Origin of the sequence: Arthrobacter sp. NPDC058192, from assembly GCF_042883665.1 — a bacterium.
Lineage (GTDB): Bacteria > Actinomycetota > Actinomycetes > Actinomycetales > Micrococcaceae > Arthrobacter.
The window spans coordinates 116011-133987 of sequence record NZ_JBHVVJ010000002.1; the positions used below are offsets into that span (position 1 = coordinate 116011).

Sequence of the window (17977 nt, forward strand, 5' to 3'; positions counted from 1 at the left end):
TTGCGGGAAGTTTTCGCTAGGAGTAGTCATCAGGCATCCACCTTCGGCTGCGGTCGGGTCCAGGTACCGTCGATTCGTTGCGGCACCGACCACGGGTTTGTGTCTTGTAGTGGTTCCGGCAGCCGCGAGGCCGGGAAATCCTGGTGCGCCACAGGACGCATGAAGCGTCCGACGGCGGCCGTCCCGACGGACGTGGTGGTCGACGTCGTAGCCGGGTACGGGCCGCCGTGATGCTGGGCGAAGCTGACGGTAACGCCGGTGGGCCAGCCGTTCCAGAGAACGCGTCCGCTGATGTCGGCCAGCCGGGCCGCAAGCTCACTGACGTCGTCGTCCGCTTCGGCCTGCAATGTGGTGGTCAGCTGGCCCTCAAGCAGCTCGGCGAGAACCGTCAGCTCGGGTTCGCCCCGGTATTCAACCAGCAGGCTGGCCGGACCGAACATTTCCTGGCGCAGCAGCTCGGGCTGCTCGAAGACCGCCGAACTGGCCGCACGCAGCACCGTCGGCATCGGGGCGGAATCGAAATTGCCCTCGACCAGCGGCTCAACTCCCCGCTGTCCGGCAACTTCCTTGACGGCATTGCGATAGCCTTCGTGCAGCCGTTCGGTGAGCAGCTGCGCCGGCTCGAAGTCGGAAAACGCTTCGCGCAGTATGTCGCCGGCTGCCGCCGTCGTCCCTTCGGGGACAAAGAGAAGGCCCGGTTTGGTGCAGAACTGCCCCATGCCGAGGCAGAGTGACGCCGCGTAGCCTTTGAGGATGCTGTCTTTGCGCGCGGACCAGGCTTTTTCGGTCACGAAGACGGCGTTGATGCCGCCGAGCTCTCCGAAAAATGGGATCGGCTCCGCCCTGGCGAAAGCCCGCTCCGCCAACGCGCGCCCCCCCGACGTGGAGCCCGTGAACCCGATGGCTTTAACCAGCGGGTGGTCGACGAGCGCTTCGGCCGCCGCCCTGCCCGTGATCAGGGTGAAGAGACCGGCCGGAGCGCTCGCCTCCCGGAGAGCGCGCTGGACGGTTTCGGCCGTGCGGAGGGAGAGACCAAGGTGCCCCTCGTGGGCCTTGTAGACGACGGAACACCCGGCCGCGAGGGCGGATGCGCTGTCCCCGCCCATGACGCTGAAGGCAAACGGGAAGTTGGAGGCGCCGAAGACGCCCACCACGCCCAGCGGAACATTCATCCGCCGCAGATCGGGCCGGGCGCCCATCCCCCAGCTGGGATCCGCATGGTCGATGGTCGCATCCAGGTGCTCCCCCGAGCGGATTTCCGCGGCGAATAGTCGGAGCTGGAAAACGGTGCGCTTCAGTTCACCCTGGAGCCTGGCGACGCCAAGGTTCGTCTCGCGGGCGGCCAGCGGAACCAGGACATCGGCTTCCTGTTCCATGGCCGAGGCCACCGCCTCGAGCCAGCCTGCCCGGGTGGCCAAGTCGGCGCGGCGCCCGATAAGGAATGCGGCGTGGGCTGCCTCAACCGCCGTATTCAGGTCCGGAACGCTAGTGCTCATTGCGCGGCCTCGTCGCCGTTGATGATGGAAATGGTCATTGCCATGAACTCTCTATCTCCTGAGCGGTGCGGAAATCGTATATGGACGTACCGCATCATATATTGATCGTGACGCAGATCAAACGGGCTGCCCGGTCAGGGGGCCGTTCGTGCGAGCGCGGCACTGGGCAGCGCCGTCGGCTCTGCGCCGAACGCGCGGGCGAAGCGGTGGAAAGAGCTGCGGAGGTGCGCGCTCATGGCCTCCTCGGCGGCCGTGGGATCCGCGGCGGCAATTGCATCGCGGATGCCGCGGTGCTCCGTCAAGGTGACCTGGCTATCCAGGTCTGACGGATACAGCCGGAACAGATGCAGGTGGCAGTGCGTCTGGACGTATGCCTGCTGGACCACCGGGTTGCCGGCAGAAGCCAGGATCAGGTCGTGGAACCGGGCATCGTGGGCCAGCAGGTCCTGGCGTCCGTTGATGGTGTCATCAACCTGGCCCTCGAGCACCTCAAGTTCCGCCCGAAGGGCAGCAGAGGGGTTGGACAGCCGGTCCACCGCGGCAGATCGCGCCGCCCAGGGCTCGACCAAAAGCCGGAACTCAAACAGGGAGCGGAGCTCCGGCAGGCTCAAGAGGGGGGTGGTGCTGTAACCCCGGCCGGGGTAGTACACCAGCAGGTTGTCGCCCTCAAGATGCTGGAGCGCTTCGCGAACAGGGGTCTGGGACACCCCCAGGCGCCTGGACACGGCGTCGATGTTAATGCGCGTACCCGGAGCGATATCACCATCCAGTATTGATTGCCGGAGCGCGGAATACACGTCGCTCGCGGCAACCTTGGCCATCGTTACATCGCTTGCGGTTGATGCCGTCACTCGCCCTCATTTCCGTAGCCGTCGAGATCATGAACCGCCCGGTCCCGCCGTGTCGCGGGCCAACGCCGCCGGCGCAGATCAGCGAGGGACTTGACCTAGATCACATTGCATATATGATACTACATATTCCTACAGGATCTCCCGCAGTGAGAGCAGCCAGGGATCCCCGGAACGCTGTCAAATCCGCTTCCGATTCGCAGTATTAATCACCAGGAGAGTACTCATGTTCAGAGCAACGCCGAAGTTGCTTCTTGTTCCGGCGGTCGCGTTGGCCCTCACTTTGGGAGGCTGCTCGTCAGGCGGCGCAGCCAGCCCCGGTGCGGGCACCGGCGCCGTGGCGGATAGCCATCTCACACAGATCCTCAAGTCAAAGACCATCAAGATCGCGGTCAGCGCCGATTCCCCGGGATATGGCGTGATGAATGCAGACGGCACCCATGAGGGCTTCGACATTGACGTCGCAAATGCCCTGGGCACCTCCCTTGGCGCCAAGATCGAGTTCGTTACGGCCACAAATGAAAGCCGCATCCCGCTGCTGCAGACCGATAAGGCAGATGCTGTAATTGCCACCTTCACCGCGTCCGATGCGCGCGCCCAAGTGGTTGACATGTCCGAGCCTTATGCCGCCAGCTCCACCGTCTTCATGGTGCCCGTGGGAAGCCCGATCTCCAGCTATGCGGATCTTGACGGGAAATCCGTGGCTACGTCACGGGGAAGCGTCGGCGAACAAATCCTCAAGGCTAGCTTCCCCAAGGCCAAAATCACCGGCTTCAATACGACAGCGGACTCCATCCAGGCACTCAAGAGCGGCAAGGTGGACGCACTGATTGAAAACAACGCCATCGTCGGCGGGCTTGTGAAGAAGGAACCGTCCGCGTTCCAGGTCCTCAAGGGCGACCCGATCAAGCCTGCCCTGTTCTCCATTGGGGTTAAGCAGGGAGACCAGACCTGGCTTAACTACCTCAACAACTTCCTCCGGAACTACACCATCTCCGGACAGAACGAGGCCTCCTTGCAGAAGTGGTTCGGGCTGTCCCTGCCTCCGTTCCTCGCCCACTAAACAGCATTCGAACGCGTTCGCAGGGGTGGGTGGAGACATGCACTCTCCACCCACCCTTGCCGTTCACGGATAGGATCCCTTGCTCATGGCTCTATATTTCGGAGACCTTCTCCCGTTCAGCTCGCTATTACTCGAGGGCCTTTGGACGGCTTTGTACATCACGCTCGTGGCCATGCTGGCGGGAAGCGCTCTTGGTGTTCTCGTGTACCTGGGAAAGGTCGGACCCGGAAAACCGGTCAGCATCTTGTGCACCTGTTACATCGAGGCCATCCGCAACACGCCTCTGCTCGTGCAGCTCTACCTGATCTACTTCGCCCTTCCTGCCCTCGGCATCAACCTGGAGCCCGTCTGGGCGGCCGTCATCGGCCTGACCCTGAACAATGCGGCATACACGGCGGAAATCTACCGGGCCGGATTCGAATCGGTACCCAACGGCCTTCGTGAAGCCGGTAAAGCGCTAGGCATGAAGCCTGCCCAGATTGTGCAGTACATCATATTGCTGCCGGCCACCCGAAACGTTTTCCCTGCACTGACCAACCAGCTCATTCTGCTGTTTTTGGCCTCGTCGATTGGATCCATCATCTCGCTTCCTGAATTGACCAACGCGATCATGAGCGTCAGCAACACCACGTACCGAACCATCGAGGTGCTCGCCGTCGGCGGGCTGCTCTACCTCGGGGTATCAGCACTGATGTCGCTGGCCTCGAAGCGGGCCGAAACGACGCTGTTCCGGTGGGCGGTGGGCACGCATGTTTAGGCCCTTCGGATGGCAGGACCTGGTTCCGCTCCTCGAGGGCGCGTGGCTGACCATTCAGCTTTGCGCCGTATCCGGGATTCTTGGAGTCATCTTTGGACTGGTTCTCGGCATCGCCCGGACGTCGCCGAACAGGATCGCGCGGTGGATCAGCACCACCTACATCAGCTGCGTACGCGGCATTCCCGTTCTGGTCATCATTTTCTTCGTCTTTTTCGGGATCCCGCTGCTGTTTCCTGGCGTGGAACCGGACAAGTTCTCCTCCGCCGTCATCGCATTGACCTGCTTCGCCGCGGCCTACGTAGCCGAGATCGTGCGCGGCAGCATCGAAGCCGTGGCCAAGGGGCAAAGCGAAGCGGCGGACGCCCTCGGTCTCAACTACTGGCGGAAACTGACATACGTCATCCTTCCCCAGGCCGTGAAGATCATGGTGCCGCCAGGCATCGGCTTCCTCATCGGCCTGGTCAAGGATTCGTCGCTGGTCACGGTCACCGGCCTCCTCGAACTGACCCATGCAGGGAACATCGTCACCAACCTGACTGGTGACCCCATCAAGACGTTCCTGGTGGTCGCCGCCATGTACTTCGTCATCTGCTACGGCATCTCCCGGCTGGGCCGGCTCTATGAGAAACGCACCGGCGTCCATGTCGACCCCCTCAAACTTCCAGAGCCCGCGGGCATTTAGATCGGAATACACCAGTGATTTTCGTTGAGAATTTGAATAAAAAGTTCGGGCCGAACCATGTGCTCAAAGGCATCGACTGCCATATCCGCGAGCGTGAGGTGGTGTGCGTCATCGGCCCCTCGGGATCGGGTAAAAGCACCTTTCTGAGGTGCATGAACGGCCTGGAGACGATCTCATCGGGCAGCATCGTCATCAACAAGCACCGGTTGGACGACTCGAAGACCAACATCAATCTGGTCCGCCAGGAGGCGGGGATGGTCTTTCAGCATTTCAACCTGTTTCCGCACCTGAAAGTCATCGACAACGTCATGCTTGCACCGCTCAAGGTCGCCAAGACCTCTAAGCAGGAAGCCCGCGCCAAGGCTGAAATGCTGCTGACCAAGGTGGGCCTTGCGGAAAAGATGGACACCTTTCCCGGGAACCTGTCGGGCGGTCAGATGCAGCGTGTCGCCATAGCCCGCGCCCTGGCGATGGACCCCAAAATCATGCTCTTTGATGAACCCACCTCGGCTCTCGACCCTGAAATTGTCGGCGAGGTGCTGGCTGTGATGAAGGACCTGGCCAATGAGGGCATGACCATGGTGGTTGTCACCCACGAAATGGGGTTCGCCCGGGAAGTGGCCGACCGCGTGATCTTCATGGACCAGGGACGCATCATCGAGGAAGGCACACCGGAGGAGATTTTCTCCTCTCCCCAGCACGGAAGAACCCAGGGATTCCTCAGCAAGGTCCTCTAGCCGCCGGGCACCGGCTCCCTTTAGCGTCCGGTTGGGGCACACCCCGACCGGACGCCGGGGCGTGCCCGCACCATCGACGGCCGCTTTCAATCCGTCCTGCCGAAACATCGAACGAAGGTTTATCCCCGTGACCGCTGCCATTGCGCCCCTAATCCACCTTCACGTTGAAGACAACGTGGCCATCACCACCCAGGCCATGCAGGCCGCCTCGACGGCCAGTGCGGGCGACCAGCTGGTAACGCTGGCCGCCGCGGTCCCGCGCAGTCACAAGGTCGCCGTACGCGACATCCCCGAGGGCGCGCCCGTGCGCCGGTACGGGCAGATCATCGGTTTCGCCCGGTCGGACATCAGCACCGGGGACCACGTCCACCTGCACAATCTGGACTACAAGGAGTTCGACCGCGAGTACGAATTCTGTGTGGATGCGAAGGCGGAGCCGGTTCTGCCCCTTAGCGAGCGGGCAACCTTTCAGGGCTACGTCCGCTCGGACGGCAAGGTCGGCACCCGGAACTACATCGGCGTCCTAAGCACGGTCAACTGCTCCGCCACTGCAGCCAGCCAGATCGTCCAGCGCCTCCGCTACTCCGGTGTGCTGGACCAGTATGAGAATGTCGACGGCATCGTCGCACTGACGCATGGCACCGGATGCGGCATGGCACAGGAGGGCGAGGGGATGGACATTCTCCGCCGGACCATGCGCGGGTACCTCACCCATCCCAATTTCGGCGGTTTCCTGGTGCTGGGCCTTGGCTGCGAAGACAACCAGATCAATCAACTGACCCAGGACGTTCAGCTCCGCCCGGACTTGCCCATCGTCTACTCGACCATCCAGGAGCTCGGCGGAACATCGAAGACCATTGCCGCCGGGATCGGTTGGCTTACCGGCATGCTGGGGCAGGTCAACGAGACGCAGCGAACCACGGTCCCGGCGTCCGAGCTCATTCTCGGAACGAACTGCGGTGGTTCCGATGCCTATTCCGGGATCACAGCCAATCCCGCCCTCGGCAACGCCGTGGACCGTCTGGTCCGCCAGGGAGGGACCGGGATCGTCGGCGAGACCCCCGAAATCTACGGCACCGAGCACATGCTCGTCCGGCGGGCGGCCTCCGAGGCCGTAGCCCACAAGCTGCTGGCACGCATCGACTGGTGGCGCGACTACACCGCAAAAAACTCGGGATCCATGGACAATAACCCGTCTCCGGGCAACAAGGAGGGCGGTCTCACCACCATTCTGGAAAAATCCCTAGGCGCTGTCGCCAAGGGTGGCACCACCACCCTGGCGGATGTCGTGGAGTACGCGGAACCCGTCACGTCGAAGGGGTTCGTGTTCATGGATACCCCGGGCCACGATCCCGTGTCAGTCACGGGCATCGTCGCCGGCGGCGCCAATCTGGTCTGTTTCACCACCGGCCGTGGATCAGCGTTCGGGTGCGCCCCGGTGCCCAGCATCAAACTCGCGACCAACTCCGAACTCTATGACCGCATGACCGAGGACATGGACATCAACTGTGGCGGCGTGGCCGACGGCACCACCTCAATCGAGGACCTGGGAGAGGAGATTTTCAAGACGATCCTCGACGTTGCCTCGGGGACCCACACCAAGAGCGAAGACTTCGGCTATGGCGACAAGGAATTCGTTCCGTGGCTGGTCGGCACGGTGATGTAGCCCGCGGTGGATGGCCCTAGTGCTGGAGCCGGAGGGGTAGCCGCTTCGTGTGGGCCAGCGTTGGGGATCCTGCACTGACATCAAAGGCCACGGAAAACCGTCCGAATGAGTTTTTGATGTGGTCAGACATGGCCTGCTCTGCCAGCTCCGGATCGGCGTTGGCGACGGCGGTGGCAATCCGTCGATGCTCGTCGATCGTTTCAGCCCTGTAGAGGTCCCGCGGGTACAGGCGGAATATGTGCAGGTGGCAGTGGGTCTGTGCATAGGCCTGCCCGATGACCGGGTTTCCGGTTGCCGTCAGGATCAATTCGTGGAAACGCGCATCGTGCGCCACCATGTCCTGACGCAGGTCCTGGTCCGGAGCCGCCGTGTCGACGAACTTTTCCACCTCGCGCAGGAGCTGGGTTCCGGGATTGGAAAGCCTGTCCACTGCTACGGCCCGGGCCGCCCAAGGCTCGACCAGCAGCCGGAACTCAAAGAGGTCATGGAGACCCTGGAGATCCAGGAGGGCCGTGGTGCTGTATCCCCTGCCCGGGGCGTAGTTGATCAGGTTGTCGCCTTCAAGGCGCTGCAGCGCTTCACGAACCGGCGTCTGGGAAACGCCAAAGGTCCGCGAGATGGCCTCGATATTGATCCGCGCGTCCGGTGCGATTTCCCCCGACATGATGGCCGCGCGGAGCAACGCGTACACCTCGCTCGTGGGGACCTTGGCTTGGTCTACGGGAGTCTTACTTGCCATCAAACCTTCCGCCTGTCCGTAAGTGTGGGCCTAACGAAGCATATGTGATCGGCCGCCGCCCAGCACCTCACACACGCTCGCACCCATCCGCTGATCCGCTCGCGGGGCCCCGGCAGCACTACTGCTTGACTCAGATCACACCCTATATATAATTACGAATATTCCTATAGGATTCGACCGCAGAGCATCACTCTTGGTACGCCACACCCGCACCCACCAGCTCATTCGTTAAGGAATCAAAATGACAGTCATCACCGGGGTCGACGTCGTAGACGTCCGCTTCCCCACATCGCTGACCGCGGACGGCTCTGACGCCATGAACAAGGACGGTGACTACTCCGCCGCCTACGTCGTCCTCCACACCGACGACCCGCGGCTCTCGGGCTACGGGTTCACCTTCACGATTGGCCGCGGCAACGACCTCTGTGTTGCCGCCGCCGAGCAGCGCGCGCTGCCGCTGATCGGACGCAGCGTCGAAGAAATCACCTCGGACCTGGGCGGCATCTATCGCGAGCTGCAGTCCGACTCCCAGCTTCGCTGGCTCGGCCCGGAGAAGGGCGTGATTCATCTCGCCCTCGCCGCGGTCATGAACGCCGTATGGGACCTGGCCGCCCGCCGGGCCGGAAAGCCGCTGTGGAGGCTGCTGGCCGAGATGACACCGGAAGAGCTCGTCGACGCCGCGGACCTGCGTTACCTCTCGGACGCGCTCACCCGCGACGAAGCACTGGGGCTGCTGAGGAACCTCGAAGGAACACGCGAAGACCGGATCGCACAGCTGGATGTGTCCGGTTACCCCTCCTACACCACGTCTGCCGGCTGGCTCGGCTACTCCGACGACAAACTCCGCATGCTCTGCCAGGAGGCCGTGGACGCGGGCTACCGTCACATCAAGCTGAAGGTCGGTGCCGATCTTGAGGACGACATTCGCCGCTGTTCAATCGCCCGCGAAGTCATCGGCGACGAGGCCCACCTGATGATCGACGCGAACCAGGTCTGGGACGTTCCCGAGGCGATCGAGTGGGTCAGCGCCCTGGCCGAATTCAAGCCGCTGTGGATCGAAGAACCGACCAGCCCTGATGATGTCCTCGGGCATGCTGCGGTCCGGAAGGCCGTGGCACCCATTGGTGTAGCCACCGGCGAACACGGCATGAACCGGGTCCTGTTCAAGCAGCTGTTCCAGGCCGAGGCAATCGATTACTGCCAGCTGGACGCCTGCCGGCTGGGCAGTGTCAATGAGGTTCTTTCCGTGCTGTTCATGGCAGCCAAATTCGGGGTGCCGGTCTGTCCACACGCAGGCGGCGTGGGACTCTGCGAGCTGGTGCAGCACCTGTCGATCTTCGACTTCGTTGCCGTCTCGGGAAGCCTGGAGGGACGGGTTACCGAGTTCGTTGATCACCTCCACGAGCATTTCGTCGATCCCTGCATTGTGCGCGACGGCGCGTACGTCCTGCCGTCCCTTCCCGGATACAGCGCCGAAATGTTCGAGAGCACACTGGCCGAGTTCGCATTTCCTGCAGGCACGTACTGGGGTAAAGCCAGGAACGCCGCTTCCGTCAGCGTCTAAGTCACCCGCGGGGCCGGGTCTGTCCCGGCCCCGCAAAAGCCTCCCAGCAAAGGAATAAGACATGCCAGCGGCAACATACATCGGCAACAGCACCATCAATATCGTTGAAAGCAGCCAATGCCCGCCCGCGCCGGGCGAGGTCCAGATCGACGTCGCCTTCACGGGAATCTGCGGGACCGATCTTCACATCCTGCACGGCAACATGGACTCCAGGGTCACCTTTCCGGCGATCATCGGCCACGAGATGTCCGGCCGCATCTCAGCTCTCGGCGAAGGCACCAGCGGCTGGAACCTTGGCGACCCGGTCACGGTCATGCCCCTTGACTGGTGCGGCGACTGCCCCGCGTGCAAGGCGGGACATCAGCATATTTGCCAGAACCTGAACTTCATCGGCATCGACTCGGCGGGCTCGCTGCAGAAGCAGTGGAACGTCCGGGAGAGCGTCCTTGTCCGGCTGCCGGATTCCCTGCGCCTGGATCACGCCGCCCTGGTTGAACCCGTTGCGGTTTCGGTCCACGACGTCCGCCGCGCCGATATCCAGCCGGGCGACAAAGCCGTCGTCATCGGCGGCGGACCCATCGGCGTCCTCATCGCCACCACCGCCCGGCACGCCGGCGCCGAGGTTGTTGTGCTGGAACTCGACGCCGACCGGCGCGCCATGATTCAAGAGCTGGGCTTTGAAGTACTGGACCCGCAGACGCAGGACCAGGTCGAATGGGTCAACGCCTGGACGGGCGGCGCCGGCGCCGACGTCGTCTTCGAGGTCTCCGGGGCGGCAGCCGCGGTGCTGGGCGCGACCGCGCTGGCAAAGGTGCGGGGCCGGCTCGTGATCGTGGCCATCCACCCCCAGCCCCGGCCCGTGGACCTCCAGCGGGTGTTCTGGCGCGAACTGACCATTGTGGGCGCCCGGGTCTACGAACGCCGGGACTTCGAAACGGCGGTAGAGCTGCTGGCCGCCGGCGTCATCCCGGCCGATCAGATGATCACCGGAACTGTACCCCTCGAGCGTACCGCGGATGCCTTCAGCAGGCTCGCCGCCGGCGACGCCATGAAGATCCTGGTCGACTGCCAGGCGGTGCCGGCGTGAGCACACATCCGTTCGACCTGGCCGGGAAGCTTGCTGTTGTCACCGGCGCGAAACGCGGGCTGGGACGGGCAATGGCCGAGGCCCTGGCCGCCGCCGGAGCCGACATCATCGGCGTCAGCGCAACTCTGGAGCCCGATGGCAGCGAGGTCGCCCAGGCGGTCGAGTCACTTGGGCGCACATTCAGCGCCCGCACCGTCGACTTCTCGGACCGGGCCGCCGTCGGCGCCCTGGGCGTTGAGCTCGCCGCCATGGAACGGCCCGTTGACATCCTGGTCAACAACGCGGGGACCATCGAGCGGGCACCGGCGGCGGAGCACTCGGACGATCTCTGGGACCATGTGCTGCAGGTGAACCTGTCCTCGCAGTTTGTGTTGAGCCGCGAAATCGGCCAGGCCATGATCCACCGCGGCGCCGGGGGCAAGATCATTTTCACCGCGTCCCTGCTGAGTTTCCAGGGCGGCATCAACGTCCCCGGCTACACCGCCGCCAAATCCGGCGTCGCGGGACTGACCAGGGCGCTGTCCAACGAGTGGGCGGTCCACGGCATCAACGTCAACGCCATCGCCCCCGGGTATATCGCCACAGACAACACGGAGGCGCTGCGCAACGACCCCAGCCGTTCCCAAGCAATACTGGACCGCATCCCGGCCGGCCGCTGGGGCACTGCCGACGACATGGCCGGGGCCGTCGTGTTCCTGGCCAGCCGCGCCTCGGACTACGTCTCCGGCACGGTGCTGTCCGTGGACGGCGGATGGCTGGGACGATGACTCACACCACGACAGCAACCGTCACCGGGATACTCGCTGAAATCCAGATCGTTCCGGTGGTGGTCCTGGATGACCCCGCCGGGGCGAACCAACTCGCCGACGCCCTGGTTGCAGGCGGAATCCCCTGCGCCGAAATCACCTTCCGCACGCCCGCCGGCCTGGAAGCGCTGAAGGCGCTTCGCGGGCGCACCGACCTCCTGCTCGGTGCCGGCACGGTGCTGAACGCCGCGGACGTGGATCTCGCCGCCGATGCGGGTGCGAAGTTCATCGTCAGCCCCGGTTACGGAGCCGACGTCGTCACGCGGTGCCGTGAACGCGGAGTCACGGCCATCCCGGGAGTCGCAACAGCCTCGGAACTGCAGGCAGCCGTCGCCGCCGGGCTCCGGCACGTGAAGTTCTTCCCCGCCGAACAGGCAGGCGGCCTGCCGATGCTCAGCGCACTTTCTGGCCCTTTCCCCGAGGTGCGGTTCATGCCCAGCGGCGGCCTGCGCCCGGGCAATGTGAACGCCTACCTGGACCATCCTGCGGTGTTCGCCGCCGGAGGCAGCTGGATGGTCCCGCGCACGGCGATTGTTGCGGGCGACTTCCAGGAAATAGCCCGGCTGTGCGCTGAAACCCGCTCAGCGCTGGCCGAACGCCACCGCACGAACAAGGAATCGATCTGATGCCTCTGGGGGTGAAAGCCGACGCGGCCTACGATGCCGTGGCCCTTGGTGAGATCATGCTGCGCCTGGACCCCGGAGCCGGACGGATCCGCACGGCCCGGCAGTTCGACGTCTGGGAGGGCGGCGGCGAGTACAACGCGATCCGGGCGCTGAGCCATGTCTTCGGGCAGCGGACGGCGGCCTTGTCAGCGCTCGTCGACAATGACATCGGTCATCTCATCGAGAGCCTGGCGCGCGCCGGCGGAGTGGACACCTCCCTCATCAAGTGGGTTCCCTACGACGGCCTGGGACGTGATGCCCGCAACGGGCTGAACTTCACGGAACGAGGCTTTGGCATCCGCGGAGCGCGCGGCGTCTCTGACCGCGGAAATACGGCGGTTTCGCAGATGAGCGCTGAGGACATGGACTTCGAGGATCTCTTCGGCGTACGCGGCGTCCGCTGGTTCCACACCGGCGGGATTTTTGCCGGGCTCTCCGAAAACTCTTGTGCGACGGCGATCGCCGCCATGACGTGCGCCCGGAAACACGGCACGGTTGTCTCCGTTGACCTTAATCACCGTCCGAGCCTCTGGGCAGACCACGGAGGCCAGCAGCGGGCCGCCACCGTTTTCACGCAGCTCACCGAAGCCGCCGACGTCGTCATTGGAGGCGAAACCGACTTTATCGACAGGCTCGGCATCGAGGCTCCCCCGGAAGCCCTGGCGGGCGTGCCGCGGTTTACCTCGATCGCCGACCGGGTGCTGGCCCGGTTCCCCAACCTGGGCATGGTTGCCTCAACCACCCGCCGGGTCAGCAGTGCCAGCCGCAATGACTGGCACGGCATGTGCCACACATCTACGACGGGAACCGTTACCTCCCGGGAACGGATGGACCTGGAAATTCTCGACCGGGTTGGCGGCGGCGACGGATTCGCATCTGGCCTTATCTACGGTTTGTTGCAGGGACTGCCTGTTCAGGAAGCCGTTGAAATCGGCGCGGCCCATGGCGCCTTGGCCATGACGACCCCCGGTGACAATTCCATGGCGACCCTGGCGGAAGTGCTGGCGGCGGCTCAAGGTCAGCGCGCGTCCACCAACCGCTAGGGCGCCGGCGTCTTTGCCGAAGCCAACTCCCGGGCCAGAAAATCCAGGGCGGGTTGTGCCTCCGGGCTTCCGGCGGCGTGGTTCAGATGACCGTGGACGGCGCCTTCCGCGAGGAAGTACGACACCGGGACCCGGGCCCGCTGCAGGTTCGCGGCGAAAAGCTCGGAGGAGCCGCGCACGTCGTCATACTCGCAGGCAACGATGGCGGTGGGCGGCAGACCCGACGGGTCAGCGTAACCGGGCATTGCGTAGGACGACGCCATCCCCACGGGCCCGCCCACGTAGTTCTCCGCATTCCGCACGCAGTCTTCCAGGGTGAACCGGAGATGGCGCGGCAGCCGAGCCATCATGTCCTCGTCCAGGCCCTGCGCCGGCGGCGGCAGCTCCGCGTGGAGGAAGGGGTAGGCGAGCAGAAGTTTGGCCGGCAGCGGTTTCCCGGCGTCGACCAGGTACAGCCCGGCGCCCACGGCGAGGTTGCCGCCGGCGCCTGCCCCGCCCAGGCACAGCAGGTCCGGCTCCAGCCCCAGGTCTGCGGCGTTTCGACGGGCCCAGAACCAGGCGGTGAGAGCATCGTCGTGCGGAACGGGAAAGCAGACGCCGTCACGGGCCAGGCGGTATTCAACGGACAGCACGGGTGTTCCGGCGTCCGCCAGCACCCGGGCCAGGTAGTCCGATTCGGGCATGTCCAGCCCGCCGCTGACGAAGCCTCCGCCGTGCAGCCAGACCAGTCCGGGCCCGGCAGGCCCGGCCTGAGCGGCGGATTCGCCGTAGATGCGGATCCGCACCGGGCCGTGCCGGCCTTCAGCGGTGACCATGCGGAGGGGGACGTCCGGCCCCACGGGCGCGGCCTGTCCAGGGGTCAGCGTCTGCGGGCCCTCCGGCGCCGCCAGGTGCTGGGCAAAGCCTGCATCCGGGGCCAGTCCCCCGTCTGTAGCGGAAACGGACCGCTCACCCTGCCGGGAGGTCATGGCCGGCCAAGTTTCCGGGAGAAGTACGCGACGGCGGTGGAAAGGATGGTGTCCATCTGCTCTTCCGCGCCGAAGAAACAGTGGTCGCCGCCCTCGATGGTTACCACCTCGTGCTCCACCCCAGCGTCGGCGAGTGCCGCTGCCAGGAGGTCGGTCTGCGCGTGCGGCACCAGGGCGTCACTGTCGCCGTGGATCAACAAGAACGGCGGCGCATCAGCTCTCACCCAGCTGACGGGGCTCGCTGCCGCCAGGAGTACCGGGTCATCGGAGCCACCCACCAGCATGTGTTCGGGCCGCAGGGACATTCCGGCGGGGACGGCCGCCATCAGCGCGGCCGGGAACAGCCCGGCCGGGGTGTCCATGGGCGGGATATCCACCAGGGAAGACACGCCATAGAAATCGACGACGGCACTGACGGCGCTCGAGTGCCCCTGGGCGCCGAGGCCGCCGCAGAGGTCCTCCCGGTTTCCCGTCAGCCCCAGCATTGCGGCCAGGTGGCCACCGGCGGATTCGCCCCAGGCCCCGAGCCGGCCGGGGTCGACGCCGAGCACGTCCGCGAATTCGCGAACGTAGCGCACCGCGGCTTTCAGGTCGTGCAGCTGCGCCGGGAAGGGGGCCTCGAGGGAAAGCCGGTAATCCACCGTGGCGCAGGCGATTCCTGCCTCGTTCAGGAGCTGGAAGACCGAATTGGGTGCGAACGTGGGCGGCAGCTCGCGGCGGTCCCCCAGCTGGAAGGCGCCGCCGTGGACCCACAGCACCAGCGGAACAGGCTCGGCGGCCTGCCGGGGAAGCCAGATATCCATTTTCAGCGGCCGGAAGCCGATGGCGCGGGCGTAACTGAGTTCGCGGTGCACAGCGGACACGTCCGAGACCGGTTCGGCGATGCCCGGGGCGTCGAAGACCGGAAACGGCGGCACCTCCACTCCGCCGGGCCGCGCAGTGTCGGGGACGGAGATAGGGTTCAGCGCTGCGGCAGGGTCCAGGGCGTCGGCGGTTTCGTTCACTGTCATGGCGTGCTCCTGGCGAGGGCGGGTGAAGGCGATGTGGTGCCGGCGCGGTCCGGGGACGCCGCGGCGAAGAAGGTGTAGGTACCGGGTCCGACGACGGCGGCGGGCTTCCCTGGCAGCCGGACTTCCGCAGTGGTTCCGGGTGGCACGGTTGTGTTCAGCGTCAGGCCGCCGTCGTCACTGGTCCACTCCACGTCGATGAGGCCTTGCGGGCCGCGGTGCGATGTGGCGGCCGATGTGAGACCGGCGCCGGGACGGGGTTCGACGATGATCCGCTCATACCCGGCACTGCCCGGCGCCTGCCGGAGCCCTGCCGTGTAGCGGTGCAGGAAGGAGACCACTGCGCCCTTGCTGTAGTGGTTGAGGGACTGGTGGGGATTGCCGTCCCGGTCCAGGCCGTTCCACAGCTCCCACATGGTGGTGGCGCCGCGGTCCACCATGACCAGCCAGGACGGTTCCGAATCCTGCATCAGGAGTTCATAGGCGAGGCCCTCCTCGCCGTTGTCAGCCAGGACGGGCAGCAGGTAGGGCGTGGACAGGAAGCCCGTGCCCAGGTGGGTCCCGGCGTCCCTGATCAGCGAGACCAGCTGCCTGGTGACCGTTGCACGGAGTTCCGGGCTGACCAGGTCAAAGGCCAGGGCCCGGACACAGTTCGCCTGGCTGGGCTCGGTGACCCGGCCCGCGGGGTCCAGGTATTCGGCCTCCCAGGCCTGCCGGACGCCGGCCGAGAGTTCCTCCAGCGCCCGCGCTTCCTCCGGAAGTCCCAGGGCGCCTGCGATTCGTGCCATGACCGCCGTCGTGTTGCGGTAGTAGGCGGTGGCCACGATGCCGTGGTCGGCGTCGCGGGCGGCGAACAGATCGGGTTCGGGGCCGTCAGGTTCCATCCATTCCCCCCAGTGGAACCCGGTGTCCCAAAGGTACTTTTCGTGCGGTGTCGGGTCGGGGCCGGCGGCTGCGCGGGCCGGATGCCGCTGGGATTCCGCGGTGGCCCGCACGAAGCCGAGCCAGCGGTTCATGGCCGCCCAGTTTTCGGCGAGGATCCCGGTGTCCCCCGTGGCCAGGTACAGCTCCCACGGCACCATGACGATAGCGTCGCCCCAACCCGCGGAGCCGTTGACGAAGGCCATGAAATCGGCGGCCGTGGCCTCCGGGCCGGGCGAGGGCGAGATGTTGGCGATGACGCCGTTCTCCCACTGGTCGGCGCGGACGTCGCCCAGCCATTTCCGCGAGAATCCCGTCACATCGAAAAGGTACGCCGCGGTGGGCGCGAAGAGCTGCCAGTCTCCGGTCCAGCCGGCCTTCTCCCGCTGCGGACAGTCAGTGGGGACCTCGCAGGCGTTGTCCCGGAAGCTCCATTCGATGATTTTGTGGAGCTTGTTCAGCCGTTCATCGCTGCAGGTGAATGAGCCGATCCGGTCCAGGTCGGTGTGGACCAGGCAGCCGGCGATGTCGCCAGGCTGCAGGTCCGCGGCGAGTCCCTGCACCGAGACGTACTGGAAGCCGTGGGTGGTGTGCCGCGGTTCGAAGACCTCGCCGGCAGCGCCGGACGCCACCACCGCGTCGACCTGCCCGGCGCCCAGGAACTGGCCCTGGTCCCGGAAATCGTGCGGGCGCAGGTGGTCCTGCGTCACCTCCCCGGCGGCGTCCACGGCCTCGCCGTAAACAAGGGTGACCGTCTCGCCCGGCCGGCCCAGCCGGCTCAGCCGCACCCAGCCGTGGATGTTCTGGCCGAAGTCCACCACCTGGTTGCCGCCGGGCAGGCGCCGAAGGGAAACCGGCGCGAGTTCCGCCACCACACGGGTGGGCGGCGCCACCGGCCCGGCCAGGGTGACAAGGCCGCAGGGGCGGACGACGGCGGCGCTTGCCTTGTGTGCCCCGCCTGCCGGATCACCTGCCCCGTTTTCTGCTGTGCCGGCCGGCACCCGGAAGTCGACACGCTGGCCGGCCATGAGGTCGGCGCTGACGATTTCCGTGGGTGACACGGACCAGGAGGCATCGGTGCCGATGACGGTCCGCACTGTTCCGGACTGCAGCTCCAGCTGCGCCAGGAACGCGGTGTGCGTTCCGTACATATCGGCGTCGCGGGTGTACCCGAAGGTGCCGCGGTACCAGCCGTCCGTGAGGACGGCGCGCACCGTGTTGCTGCCGGGCTGAAGGAGGGCCGTGACATCGTACGTCTGGACCTGCAGGGTGGTGTTGTAGCTGGTGGAACCCGGGGTGAGCTGCTGGTCCCCCACGCGCTGGCCGTTGAGGAACAGCTCGTAGATCCCGTGAGCCGTGGCGTAGACCCGGGCGGCGTCGGGGGCGGCATCCAGGATGAAGGTGGTGTGCAGGGCGTAGCCGGGGCGCTCGCCGGGGACGGGAACAACCGGCTCAGCCGGGCCGATCCACTGGGCGGTCCAGTCGGCGGGCTGCAGTAGGCCCAGCTCAACAGCCATGGACTCGGACCAGTCGGACACGCATTCGGTGTCTGGGCTGTCGGCACCAATATTCCACGTCCGGACCTGCCATTCGAACCGGTCGCGGGAGGAAAGTGCCGGACCGCTGTACGGGATGCCGCCGTGCGCGGCGGTGTCTACCCGGCCGGTGTCCCAGCCGTTGCTGGCTTTGAGCTGGTAGGCCGTCTGCCGGAGGGTGCCTTCGGCCGGCGTCCAGCTCAGCCGCGGTTCCGTATTGGTGATCCCGAGTGCTTCCCGGAGGTGTCCGGCGCCGAGACGGGTTGGCGCCGTCATGCGGACGCCCCCTGGGCACCGGCCAGGGACGCCGGCCAGGTGGCCGCTTCTTCGACGTCTGCGTCAAAGCTCGTGGAGGTCATGCGGGCGGGCTCCTGACGGTGGGGTTTCCTGAAG

General features: G+C 65.5%; 16 protein-coding genes. 10 read left to right on the plus strand and 6 right to left on the minus strand.

Translation table 11 applies throughout. The annotated features are described in order from the left end of the window. Positions 1-29: 29 nt before the first annotated feature. Together ACFVVK_RS02685 and ACFVVK_RS02690 are read right to left on the minus strand one after the other, a co-directional pair. Entirely contained in the window at positions 30-1496 is a 1467-nt protein-coding gene (locus tag ACFVVK_RS02685; RefSeq protein WP_390263083.1) for an aldehyde dehydrogenase (NADP(+)), read from the minus strand. A 134-nt stretch (positions 1497-1630) separates the two neighbouring features. Continuing rightward, a complete protein-coding gene (locus tag ACFVVK_RS02690) occupies positions 1631-2347 on the minus strand; it encodes a GntR family transcriptional regulator (protein ID WP_390263086.1) in 717 nt (238 codons plus the stop codon). 223 nt (positions 2348-2570) lie between these two features. Between ACFVVK_RS02690 and ACFVVK_RS02695 the strand changes: the two genes are divergently transcribed. From ACFVVK_RS02695 to ACFVVK_RS02715, 5 genes are all read left to right on the plus strand, one after another. Continuing rightward, entirely contained in the window at positions 2571-3407 is an 837-nt protein-coding gene (locus ACFVVK_RS02695) for a transporter substrate-binding domain-containing protein (RefSeq protein WP_390263089.1), read from the plus strand. 85 nt (positions 3408-3492) lie between these two features. Next, positions 3493-4164: an amino acid ABC transporter permease gene (locus ACFVVK_RS02700; protein WP_390263092.1), complete on the plus strand. Its 672-nt coding sequence runs from the start codon at positions 3493-3495 to the stop codon at positions 4162-4164. Beyond that, positions 4157-4846, plus strand: a complete 690-nt coding sequence (locus tag ACFVVK_RS02705) for an amino acid ABC transporter permease (RefSeq protein ID WP_390263095.1) — start codon at positions 4157-4159, stop codon at positions 4844-4846. The genes ACFVVK_RS02700 and ACFVVK_RS02705 overlap by 8 nt, the downstream gene beginning before the upstream one ends. A 14-nt stretch (positions 4847-4860) precedes the next feature. Beyond that, positions 4861-5583, plus strand: a complete 723-nt coding sequence (locus ACFVVK_RS02710; RefSeq protein WP_390263098.1) for an amino acid ABC transporter ATP-binding protein — start codon at positions 4861-4863, stop codon at positions 5581-5583. Positions 5584-5710: 127 nt separating this feature from the next. Continuing rightward, positions 5711-7249, plus strand: coding sequence for a UxaA family hydrolase (locus ACFVVK_RS02715; RefSeq protein ID WP_390263101.1), 1539 nt, complete (start codon positions 5711-5713; stop codon positions 7247-7249). 16 nt (positions 7250-7265) lie between these two features. Here the strand turns inward: ACFVVK_RS02715 and ACFVVK_RS02720 are convergent, their stop codons facing one another. Beyond that, a complete protein-coding gene (locus ACFVVK_RS02720; RefSeq protein ID WP_390263104.1) occupies positions 7266-7988 on the minus strand; it encodes a GntR family transcriptional regulator in 723 nt (240 codons plus the stop codon). A gap of 241 nt (positions 7989-8229) precedes the next feature. On the opposite strand from ACFVVK_RS02720, the gene ACFVVK_RS02725 reads away from it, so the two are divergent. The 5 genes from ACFVVK_RS02725 (at position 8230) to ACFVVK_RS02745 (ending at position 13153) form a co-directional block, all read left to right on the plus strand. Next, positions 8230-9552 (plus strand): L-fuconate dehydratase, encoded by a 1323-nt coding sequence (locus tag ACFVVK_RS02725; RefSeq protein ID WP_390263107.1) that lies wholly within the window; start codon positions 8230-8232, stop codon positions 9550-9552. A gap of 61 nt (positions 9553-9613) precedes the next feature. Next, positions 9614-10639 carry a zinc-binding dehydrogenase gene (locus tag ACFVVK_RS02730; protein WP_390263110.1) on the plus strand — a complete coding sequence of 342 codons (1026 nt, stop codon included), beginning with the start codon at positions 9614-9616 and terminating at the stop codon, positions 10637-10639. Beyond that, on the plus strand, positions 10636-11406 hold the full coding sequence (gene kduD / locus ACFVVK_RS02735; protein ID WP_390263113.1) for a 2-dehydro-3-deoxy-D-gluconate 5-dehydrogenase KduD: 771 nt from the start codon (positions 10636-10638) through the stop codon (positions 11404-11406). The genes ACFVVK_RS02730 and kduD overlap by 4 nt, the downstream gene beginning before the upstream one ends. Next, positions 11403-12071, plus strand: coding sequence for a bifunctional 4-hydroxy-2-oxoglutarate aldolase/2-dehydro-3-deoxy-phosphogluconate aldolase (gene eda / locus ACFVVK_RS02740; protein ID WP_390263115.1), 669 nt, complete (start codon positions 11403-11405; stop codon positions 12069-12071). Before kduD ends, eda begins: the two co-directional genes overlap by 4 nt. Then, complete coding sequence (locus tag ACFVVK_RS02745; RefSeq protein ID WP_390263118.1) at positions 12071-13153, plus strand: sugar kinase; 1083 nt, start codon at positions 12071-12073, stop codon at positions 13151-13153. Before eda ends, ACFVVK_RS02745 begins: the two co-directional genes overlap by 1 nt. Here ACFVVK_RS02745 and ACFVVK_RS02750 read toward each other — a convergent pair. From ACFVVK_RS02750 to ACFVVK_RS02760, 3 genes are read right to left on the minus strand one after another with little or no spacing between them, the layout of a single operon-like run. Further along, on the minus strand, positions 13150-14121 hold the full coding sequence (locus ACFVVK_RS02750; RefSeq protein WP_390263120.1) for an alpha/beta hydrolase: 972 nt from the start codon (positions 14119-14121) through the stop codon (positions 13150-13152). The two genes, ACFVVK_RS02745 and ACFVVK_RS02750, sit on opposite strands and share 4 nt — an antisense overlap. Continuing rightward, complete coding sequence (locus ACFVVK_RS02755) at positions 14118-15131, minus strand: alpha/beta hydrolase fold domain-containing protein (protein ID WP_390263122.1); 1014 nt, start codon at positions 15129-15131, stop codon at positions 14118-14120. Before ACFVVK_RS02755 ends, ACFVVK_RS02750 begins: the two co-directional genes overlap by 4 nt. Then, positions 15128-17860: a family 78 glycoside hydrolase catalytic domain gene (locus ACFVVK_RS02760; protein WP_390263125.1), complete on the minus strand. Its 2733-nt coding sequence runs from the start codon at positions 17858-17860 to the stop codon at positions 15128-15130. The genes ACFVVK_RS02755 and ACFVVK_RS02760 overlap by 4 nt, the downstream gene beginning before the upstream one ends. Positions 17861-17977 lie beyond the last annotated feature (117 nt).